The organism is Paraburkholderia sp., assembly GCF_026225065.1.
Taxonomy (GTDB): domain Bacteria; phylum Pseudomonadota; class Gammaproteobacteria; order Burkholderiales; family Burkholderiaceae; genus Paraburkholderia.
The window spans coordinates 1-7,652 of the sequence record NZ_JAMFSB010000351.1; the positions used below are offsets into that span (position 1 = coordinate 1).

Sequence of the window (7,652 nt, forward strand, 5' to 3'; positions counted from 1 at the left end):
TCCAGCAGATCTTCGATCTCGTGATGGTCAACTGGGCGAGCGTCACGCAAGGGCCGGACGGCGTCGCGGGCATCCAGCGGCCATCGATCTTCGGTTTCCCGTTTGCGGACGATCGCGTCTATCTCGTGCTGTGCCTTGTATTCCTGTATGCGGCGATTGGCTTCGTCTGGTGGCTGCCGCAGACGCGGGTCGGCCGCGCCATGCGTGCCGTGCGTGAGAACGAACTCGCCGCCGAAGTGACGGGGGTCGACACGTTGCGCGTCAAAGTCACCGCGTTCACGATAAGCGCGGCGCTCGCAGGTGTCGGCGGCGCGTTCTATGCGGCGGGCTTCGCGTATATCAGCCCGGACAACTTCAACTTCGCGCGCTCGATCGAGTTCCTGACGATGACGCTGCTCGGCGGCGCGGATTCCGCGTTCGGCGGCGTGTTTGGCACAAGCCTCCTGATCGTGCTGCCCGAATGGCTGCGCTTCCTGAAGGAGATCTATCTCGCCGTGTACGGGCTCGCGGTGATCCTGATCATGGTGTTCCTACCGGCCGGTATCTGGGGCATCGTGCGTGGTCGGTTCAGTCGCTTCAGGAAAGTGCCTGCCGTCGATCTCGACAGCATCGCTCCACTCGAACTCGAAGTATCGATCAGCAACCCGGCACCGATCCTCAGGCTCGAGAACATTGCGAAACACTTCGGCGGCGTGAAGGCTGTGGACGGCATCTCGCTCGAAGTCAAACGCGGCACCGTGCACACGCTGATTGGACCGAACGGTTCCGGCAAGACCACCACGCTCAACGTGCTGAACGGCATCTATAAGGCAACGAGCGGCCGCATCCTGTTCGACGACGCCGACATCACCGCGATGTCGCCGCACCAGCGCGCGGGTTTCGGCATCGGGCGCACGTTCCAGAACATTCGCCTGTTCGCTTCGATGTCGGTGGTGGAGAACGTGATGGTTGGGGCGCAGCGCGCCAACCATCCGGTCGGCACGAGCCGCGCGGCCTTGCATGAGCGCGCGATGTCGGCGCTGAAGTTCGTCGGCATGGCCGAACAGATGCACATGACCGTGAAGGGCCTGCCGTATGGGCATCAGCGCCTCGTCGAAATCGCGCGGGCGTTGGCTGGCCATCCGAGCTTCCTGCTGCTCGACGAGCCTGCGGCCGGTTTGAACATGACGGAAAAGAAGAATCTCGGCAAGCTGCTGACGCGTCTGAAAGGCCATGGCATGACGATCTTCCTGATTGAACACGACATCAGCCTGATCGAGCAGGTGTCCGACACGATCACGGTGCTGAACTTCGGCAAGAAGATCGCCGAGGGTGAGCCGGGTTACGTCATGCGTCATCCGGAAGTGGTCGCCGCCTATCTCGGGGAGAGCGCTGATGCCACTGCTTGAGCTCACCCACATCGAAAGCCACTACGGCCACGTGCAGGCCCTGAACGACGTGTCGATTCACGTCGAGCAGGGCGAGATCGTCACGCTGCTCGGCGCGAATGGCGCGGGCAAGAGCACCACGTTGCGCAATATCTCTGGACTTGTGGCGCCGACGCGCGGACAGATCCGCTTCAACGGCGTAGCGATCGAACGCGCATCGCCGGAGAAGATCGTCCGCATGGGGATCGCGCATGTGCCGGAGGGGCGACGCATCTTTCCTGGGCTGACGGTCAAGGAAAACATCATGATCGGCTCGTCGCCGCGCGGCCATGTCGGCCGGCGCGCGCTCGAATCCGAAGTCGAAGAGATGTACGCGATCTTCCCGGACCTGAAACGTCTTTCGGACGCGCTCGGCTGGAGCCTGTCCGGCGGCCAGCAGCAAATGCTCGCAGTCGCGCGCGGGCTGATGTCGAAGCCCAGGCTGATCCTGCTCGACGAGCCGTCGCTCGGGCTCGCGCCGATCATCGTGCAGCAACTGTTCGCGACGATCCGCAAGATTCGCGAGAGCGGCACCACGGTGTTGCTCGTCGAACAGAACGCCAATATGGCGCTGTCGGTCGCCGATCGCGGCTATGTGCTGTCGACGGGACGTGTGATTGTCGAAGGCACCCCCGAGGCGCTGCGTAACAACGAAGAAGTACGCGCGGCCTATCTGGGTGGCGGCAAAGCACATGCGCGCGCGAGCTAGCTAACCGGCTCGCGCGCCGCTTCAATCTAACGCTCATTCGTTACGGATGTGGGATACACAGGAGAATCAACGATGGAAAAAATCGCAATCATCGGCGCCGGGCTAATCGGTTGTGCGTGGGCGTCGGTATTCGCGCGCGCGGGTCACACGGTCACGCTGTACGACATCGACGCGAAGGCGGTGGCGAGTGCACGCGATACCGTCAAGGCCGGCCTCGTCAAGCAGCACTCGCTTGGCCTGATCAGCGAAGAGCCGGATGCGGTGATCGCACGCGTGAGCGCGACCGCGTCGCTGGAAGAAGCGCTCTCCGGCGCGGACTTCGTGCAGGAAAACGTGCGCGAGACGGTCGACGCAAAGAAAGAAATCTACGCGAAGCTCGACAAGCTGGTCGGCCCGGACACGCTGCTTGCCAGCTCGACGTCGGGCATCCCAGCATCGGCGTTCACCGAAGAGCTGGTGTGCCGGCAGCGTTGCTTTGTCGGCCATCCGATCAATCCGCCGTCGGTCGTGCCGCTCGTCGAACTGGTGCCGGCACCGTGGACCGACCCGGCTGTGATCGAGCGCGCCCGCGAGATGTACGCGCGCGCGGGCCAGGTGCCGATCGTCGTCAACCGAGAAATTCAAGGCTTTATCGTGAACCGCTTGCAAGGCGCGCTGCTCGCTGAGGCATTCCGGCTCGTCGAAGACGGCTATGTAAACGGCAGCGATATCGACAAGGCCGTCAAGGACGGCCTCGGGCTGCGCTGGGCATTCATGGGGCCGCTGGAAACCATCGACCTCAACGCGCCGGGCGGTATTCGCGACTACTGCGGCCGGTACGGTCCGCTGTATTACGACATTGCAACGCAAGCCACGCCGCGCAGGTGGGACGACGCGCTGCTCGGCAAGCTCGAGCAGGAACGCCTCGCCGAGCTGCCGGCGGACCAGCGCCAGGCGCGCCAGGCATGGCGCGACCAGCGCCTGATGAATCTCATCGCGCACAAGCGCGCCGCGGATAGCGAATGAACGAATGACTCAATGGTTGAAGCCAACGAAGTTGTGGATGTCGTGCCATTGAACGCCTGACCATCACACGAGGCCATCCGGCCTGGAACGTCTGGAGACACGTAATGAAAAAAACATCGTCATGGCTGGCCGTTTTTGCGGCCGCTACGACCACCGCCACCGCGCTCGCACTGGCATCGTCGCCGGTACGGGCCGCCGACCCGATCACGTTCGGCATGATGACCGAGAGCACGGGGCCAAGCTCTGAAGCCGGCGTCTATCAGGCGAATGGCGCGAAACTGGCGCTCGACGAAATCAACAAGTCAGGCGGCGTGCTGGGCCACCAGCTCGTATTGCTCAATGAAGACAATCAGAGCACGAACCCGGGGTCCGTACTGGCCATCTCGAAGCTGACGAGCTCGGGCAACCTGTCTGCACTCATCGCGACGGTGCGTAGCACGCAAATTCAGGCGATCTCGCCGACCGTGATGCGCGCACGGCTGCCGATCATGGTGGGCGGTACCGACGTCGGCCTCACGCACGCGAACAACCCGTGGATCCTCCGCGCGCGCCCGAACGACGGCTACTCGGCCAAGGTGATCGCCGACTATGGCGTGAACACGCTGAAACTGAAGAAGTGGGCGATCGTCTATTCCACCGACGCGTTCGGCAACGGCGGCAAGAACAACCTGACCGCGGCGCTGAAGGTCGCCGGCATCACGCCGGTCGTCGTGCAGGGTTTCACGAGCAACTCGCAGGACTTCACGCCGGTGGTGCTGGCCGTGAAGAACTCAGGTGCGGATATCATCGCAACCTACATTGCGAACTCGACCGACGTCGCGATTTTCGGCAAGCAGTTGCGCCAGCTCGGCGTGAAGGATGCATGGATCGGCTCGCCGTCTTTATCGACTGCGACCGCAATGCAGCTCGCAGGCGACGCGCTGTACGGCTCGTACTCGATCGCCGACTTCGCACCGGATTCGAGTCCGGAAGCGCAAGCGTACGCGCAGAAGTATCGTGCCGCGTACAAGGTGGAGCCGGACTTCTATTCGGCCTGGGCGTACGACTCGGTGAAACTGCTCGCATTGGCGATCAAGACCGCGAATAGCACAAAGCCGGACGACATCTCGAAGGCACTGCACGCAATCAAGGGGTATAAGGGCGTCGAAGGCGTCTACACGTTCGACGCAAACGGAGATGGCCTGCATGGCTACAATGTCGTCAAGAACGACAATGGCAAGATCGTGTTCGTGAAGCACATCGATTTCAGCCAGTAAAGCTGAACACCGCCGTAGCGGTTGTTCGGTAAGAATCGAACTTGGTGGCCCCTTGGTGACGCCGTCGCACCAAGAGGTCACCACAAACGACGATCTGCGGGTGTATTGGCCCAGCGCATGCCCGCGTTGCCATCTCAAGGAGCGATGCTCGCCCAGCGACTATCGCCGCATCCGACGATGGGAGCACGAACATATACTGGAAGCCATGCAGCGTCGGCTCGAACGGAAGCCTGATGTAATGCCCCTCCGCAGACGGCGATCATTTGAAAACATCTGATGAATTACCATTTTCTTAATTTAAATTGCCCAATTTAATCTTTCGTTAATATTATTTCTCGCTCAGTAAAATAAGCCAATCTGCCTCGCATGCCCCAGGGATAAGGCTCGCAGACCTTACATTTAACCGTCCAATATTTCCCTACTGCATTTTCAGTACATTCCTACCCCAATAACGCTGCGGTCCTTGATGGCCACTGCCGTATACGCACTTACTGGCTACGGTTTTCCGCCTCCGGTCTTCCCCGGGACGAACTGCCCGCCTCACATTTCTCAGGGACACAGCATGGGTAGCTTCGGACAAACGATCAAGTTCAAGATCGCTATAGCGTTTGGCGCATGCGTAATACTGATGGCAGGTATCGGACTATTTAGCCTGTTCGGGCTTTCCAAACTCAATTCCAACATTGCCGACTCCTTCTCTGGTAACACCGTGCCAATTAGCGATCTGTCGGATGTTCGCGAGGTTAGTCTGGATATTCGCCTTCAGTTGAGATTGATGCAGGTGCTTCGCAATCAGGGAAAATCAGCCTCCTCGATCGAGCAGGTTCACAACGACCTGGAGCGTCTCAACAAGGCGTGGAATCACTACTATCCCGACGGCATATCGAGCGACAAGGAACGCGAAATTGCAGACAGAATCAAGAATGCGTTGCCCCCGTTCAAGGCGGCGGTCGATGAAGCGGTAGCCGCGTTCAGCGCCGGCAACTACGATGCGGCGACATCGGCAATCGACAAGGTAACGGCACCCGGCGATGCCATGAAAGAGGCGTTGAATCTGGACGCGACGATCAATCTGGTCCAAGCCCAGCAATTTTCAGACGATAGCGAATCAACGTTCAGGAAGATCCTCTGGAGCGCAATCGCTCTACTCGGCGCGGGCGTGATTGTAGCCGCGGCTGCATCTACGTACCTACGCCGTGCGATCTCGAAGCCGCTCAACCGCGCTGTCGAAGTGGCGAACCATATCGCAAACGGAAAGCTCGAAAATCGGGTCGTCGTTGATTCAGGTGGCGAGTTCGGTCAGCTTCTCGAAGCATTGAAGAAAATGGACGACCAGCTCAGCGATACGGTTCGCGGAATCAAGAGTTCCACCGAGTCGGTCGCTGTGGCGTCGCGAGAAATTGCCAGTGGCAATACGGACCTTTCTGCGCGCACTGAAGAACAGGCCGCATCTCTGGAACAGACAGCGTCCAGCATGATGCAGTTGACCGAAACGGTTAAGCAGAATGCTGATAACGCCCGGCAGGCTAATACGCTGGCCACTAGCGCAACGGACATGGCCGATGCCGGTAACGATTCGGTTCAGGCCATGGTCGGCACCATCGGCCAGATCAGCGCAAGTTCAAGCAAGATTTCCGAAATCACCGGCGTCATCGAAGGCATTGCTTTCCAGACGAACATTCTCGCGCTTAATGCCGCTGTCGAAGCCGCACGGGCTGGCGAACAGGGACGGGGCTTTGCTGTGGTTGCCAGCGAGGTTCGCAGTCTGGCCCAGCGCTCCGCTGCGGCTGCGAAGGAAATCAAGGAACTGATCAGCTCGTCCGTCACGATGATTCAGGACGGCGCGAAACAGGCAACCGAAGTCAGCACAACGATGGGGCAGGTCAAGCAGGCGATCAAGCAGGTCTCGGATATTGTCGGCGAGATCGCCGCGGCGTCCGAAGAGCAAAGCCGTGGGATTGAGCAGGTGAACCAGGCGGTCGGCCAGATGGACGAGGTCACGCAGCAGAATGCAGCACTTGTCGAAGAGGCAGCGGCGGCAGCGCAGTCACTTGAAGAACAGGCAACCAGGCTGAAGGGCGCCGTTTCCGTGTTCAGCGTCGCCGATACGGGGCAATCCGGGTCGCTCATGACGATTCCACAAAGCAAGCCTCGCCTGCCTGCCTCACGGACTCACATCACGCATGGCGCGAAGCCTTCAAAGCCGAAGATTGCCCCGGCCATCGTTGCGGATAAATCCACCGCAGCCGAGGCAGCGAAAGCGGACTGGGAAACGTTCTGATCACGTAACGCACAATGTTCAGGATTTTTAAAACGCAGAGTGGCATGGCAGACGTCGAAACTCGACCAGTTTCGACGCCTGTCCTCGCCATTCAGGCTAAAAAAGTGGACCACGATACGTTGCTCGATTCGCTCGCGACGCTATCGAAAATCAACGGTATGAGCGTCGTTCAGCATGGCGCACGCCTTGCAGTCGTGGGCGAATTGCTCGTTTCGGTGCTGACGCACCTGCCTGCGGCGATGCAGGCAGATATTGCAAGGTCGTTCCGCGGAAGAATCGAAGATCTGATGTCCCTAAGTGACGACCGGAGCCTACCGGAACAATACCACTCAGCTTTCCTAACCGAAGTGAACCGTTACCTGAATGCACTTAGGTAGCTGCCCGTCGAGGCATCGAGTAGGCTATTGCTGGCAGACCGGCAGGTGTTATCCACTACTATTGGCAAGACAGGTGTAACGGCGACTTGCTGGTCACCGCTGCATGGACGCAAGGTATAGCTGTTAACGTTGGGATCGACACCGAAGCGCCGCGAGCCAAACCATAACAAAACCGCATATGGCAACGCGCACGAAACCGCGAATCCGGGTTGGCATTGGAGAATGCCGTGTTCAATGGGCAGTAATCAGGTGTATTGCAGTCAATCTGCGGCAGTGCGCGAAGAAAAACGATATGAGCACCACACCCATATCATCCACTCAACTCTTCGTGGAAAAAATTCGCTGGCGGGTGGAGCCGCCAGCGAAGTAACACTTGGCTTGACGCAGAGAGATACGATCAGCCTGCCGCTTCGTACAGTACGACCGAGCGGATCGACTCGCCCTTCTTCATCAGGTCGAAGCCTTCGTTGATCCGTTCAAGTGGCAGACGGTGCGTGATCAGATCGTCGATGTTGATCTTGCCTTCCATATACCAGTCGACGATCTTCGGCACATCGGTGCGGCCACGTGCGCCGCCGAACGCGGAGCCCTTCCATTGACGGCCCGTCACGAGCTGGA

6 protein-coding genes and 2 pseudogenes are annotated in these 7,652 nt (G+C 59.6%); 7 read left to right on the forward strand and 1 reads right to left on the reverse strand.

The genetic code is table 11. The features are described from left to right. From M0954_RS24210 to M0954_RS24240, 7 genes and pseudogenes are all read left to right on the forward strand, one after another. On the forward strand, positions 1-1,388 hold a 1,388-nt coding region (locus M0954_RS24210; protein WP_297355939.1), incomplete at its 5' end, for a branched-chain amino acid ABC transporter ATP-binding protein/permease. Then, on the forward strand, positions 1,381-2,115 hold the full coding sequence (locus M0954_RS24215; RefSeq protein WP_297355944.1) for an ABC transporter ATP-binding protein: 735 nt from the start codon (positions 1,381-1,383) through the stop codon (positions 2,113-2,115). The genes M0954_RS24210 and M0954_RS24215, both read left to right, overlap by 8 nt. 72 nt (positions 2,116-2,187) lie before the next feature. After that, on the forward strand, positions 2,188-3,120 hold the full coding sequence (locus M0954_RS24220) for a 3-hydroxyacyl-CoA dehydrogenase (protein ID WP_297355940.1): 933 nt from the start codon (positions 2,188-2,190) through the stop codon (positions 3,118-3,120). Positions 3,121-3,224: 104 nt separating this feature from the next. After that, complete coding sequence (locus M0954_RS24225; RefSeq protein ID WP_297355941.1) at positions 3,225-4,376, forward strand: ABC transporter substrate-binding protein; 1,152 nt, start codon at positions 3,225-3,227, stop codon at positions 4,374-4,376. A 91-nt stretch (positions 4,377-4,467) separates the two neighbouring features. Further along, positions 4,468-4,629, forward strand: a pseudogene (locus M0954_RS24230) (IS5/IS1182 family transposase); the annotation flags it as partial. Between the two features lie 309 nt (positions 4,630-4,938). Further along, a complete protein-coding gene (locus M0954_RS24235) occupies positions 4,939-6,657 on the forward strand; it encodes a methyl-accepting chemotaxis protein (RefSeq protein ID WP_297355942.1) in 1,719 nt (572 codons plus the stop codon). Between the two features lie 44 nt (positions 6,658-6,701). Beyond that, positions 6,702-7,034, forward strand: coding sequence for a hypothetical protein (locus M0954_RS24240; RefSeq protein ID WP_297355943.1), 333 nt, complete (start codon positions 6,702-6,704; stop codon positions 7,032-7,034). A gap of 397 nt (positions 7,035-7,431) precedes the next feature. On the opposite strand, the pseudogene M0954_RS24245 reads toward M0954_RS24240, so the two are convergent. Continuing rightward, positions 7,432-7,652: pseudogene (locus M0954_RS24245) on the reverse strand (S-(hydroxymethyl)glutathione dehydrogenase); the annotation flags it as partial.